Genomic DNA, 2,457 nt, shown 5'->3' with positions numbered 1-2,457 from the left:
CATGCATACAAGCAGTGGGAGCCGACTTGTTCGGTGACTGCGTACCTTTTGTATAATGGGTCAGCGACTTACATTCAGTAGCAAGGTTAACCGAATAGGGGAGCCGTAGAGAAATCGAGTCTTAATAGGGCGTTTAGTTGCTGGGTGTAGACCCGAAACCGGGTGATCTATCCATGAGCAGGTTGAAGGTTGGGTAACACTAACTGGAGGACCGAACCCACTGTCGTTGAAAAGCCAGGGGATGACTTGTGGATAGGGGTGAAAGGCTAATCAAACTCGGTGATAGCTGGTTCTCCCCGAAAGCTATTTAGGTAGCGCCTCGGACGAATACCATTGGGGGTAGAGCACTGTTTCGGCTAGGGGGTCATCCCGACTTACCAAACCGATGCAAACTCCGAATACCAATGAGTACTATCCGGGAGACAGACTGCGGGTGCTAACGTCCGTAGTCAAGAGGAAAACAATCCAGACCGCCAGCTAAGGCCCCAAAATTATAGTTAAGTGGGAAACGATGTGGGAAGGCATAGACAGCTAGGAGGTTGGCTTAGAAGCAGCCACCCTTTAAAGAAAGCGTAATAGCTCACTAGTCGAGTCGGCCTGCGCGGAAGATGTAACGGGGCTAAAACTATATGCCGAAGCTGCGGATTTGCAATTTATTGCAAGTGGTAGGGGAGCGTTCTGTAAGCCGATGAAGGTGTATTGAGAAGTATGCTGGAGGTATCAGAAGTGCGAATGCTGACGTGAGTAACGACAATGCGAGTGAAAAACTCGCACGCTGAAAGACCAAGGGTTCCAGTCCAACGTTAATCGGGGCTGGGTGAGTCGACCCCTAAGGCGAGGCCGAGAGGCGTAGTCGATGGGAAATTGGTTAATATTCCAATACTTCTATGTAATGCGATGAGAGGACGGAGAAGGTTAAGTCAGCCTGGCGTTGGTTGTCCAGGTGGAAGGTTGTAGGCATGTATCTTAGGCAAATCCGGGGTACTCTATGCTGAGAACTGATAGCAAGCTGTACTTGTACAGTGAAGTGGCTGATACCATGCTTCCAGGAAAAGTCTCTAAGCTTCAGTTACATAGGAATCGTACCCGAAACCGACACAGGTGGTCAGGTCGAGTAGACCAAAGCGCTTGAGAGAACTCTGCTGAAGGAACTAGGCAAAATGGTACCGTAACTTCGGGAGAAGGTACGCTGCCGACGGTGATAGGATTTACTCCTTGAGCTATTGGCAGCCACAGAAACCAGGCCCCTGCAACTGTTTATTAAAAACATAGCACTCTGCAAACACGAAAGTGGACGTATAGGGTGTGATGCCTGCCCGGTGCTGGAAGGTTAATTGATGGGGTTAGCGTAAGCGAAGCTCTTGATCGAAGCCCCAGTAAACGGCGGCCGTAACTATAACGGTCCTAAGGTAGCGAAATTCCTTGTCGGGTAAGTTCCGACCTGCACGAATGGCATAATGATGGGGGCGCTGTCTCCAGCAGAGACTCAGTGAAATCGAATTCGCCGTGAAGATGCGGTGTACCCGCGGCTAGACGGAAAGACCCCGTGAACCTTTACTGCAGCTTGACATTGAACTTTGATCTTACTTGTGTAGGATAGGTGGGAGGCTTTGAAACCGAGACGCTAGTTTCGGTGGAGCCAATCTTGAAATACCACCCTGGTAATATTGAGGTTCTAACTCTGTCCCGTTATCCGGGACGAGGACCATGTCTGGTGGGTAGTTTGACTGGGGCGGTCTCCTCCTAAAGAGTAACGGAGGAGTACGAAGGTGCGCTCAGCGTGGTCGGAAATCACGCGTAGAGTATAAAGGCAAAAGCGCGCTTAACTGCGAGACCCACAAGTCGAGCAGGTACGAAAGTAGGTCTTAGTGATCCGGTGGTTCTGTATGGAAGGGCCATCGCTCAACGGATAAAAGGTACTCTGGGGATAACAGGCTGATACCGCCCAAGAGTTCATATCGACGGCGGTGTTTGGCACCTCGATGTCGGCTCATCTCATCCTGGGGCTGAAGCAGGTCCCAAGGGTATGGCTGTTCGCCATTTAAAGAGGTACGCGAGCTGGGTTTAGAACGTCGTGAGACAGTTCGGTCCCTATCTACCGTGGGCGTTGGAAATTTGAGAGGATCTGCTCCTAGTACGAGAGGACCAGAGTGGACGAACCTCTGGTGTACCGGTTGTGACGCCAGTCGCATCGCCGGGTAGCTATGTTCGGAAGGGATAACCGCTGAAAGCATCTAAGCGGGAAGCCTACCTCAAGATAAGATTTCCCTAGGACTTTATGTCCTCTAAAGAGCCGTTGAAGACTACGACGTTGATAGGTTGGATGTGGAAGCATAGTGATATGTGAAGCTGACCAATACTAATTGCTCGTGAGGCTTGACTATACAACACCCAAACAGTTGGTGTTGTGGTTCAAATCACTGCAAACAACTTGATTTAGTTATAAAGCTAGATACA

At 50.1% G+C, this 2,457-nt stretch carries 1 rRNA gene; it reads left to right on the top strand.

Features of this window, described 5'->3' with window-relative positions:
• Positions 1-2,384: ribosomal RNA gene (locus AXW61_RS00015) — 23S ribosomal RNA — on the top strand; the annotation flags it as partial.
• Positions 2,385-2,457: the final 73 nt, after the last annotated feature.

It is taken from the genome of Acinetobacter sp. BMW17 (genome assembly GCF_001592855.1).
GTDB classification, from domain to species: Bacteria; Pseudomonadota; Gammaproteobacteria; order Pseudomonadales; family Moraxellaceae; genus Acinetobacter; species Acinetobacter johnsonii.
This window is presented reverse-complemented; position numbering and strand designations above follow the sequence as displayed.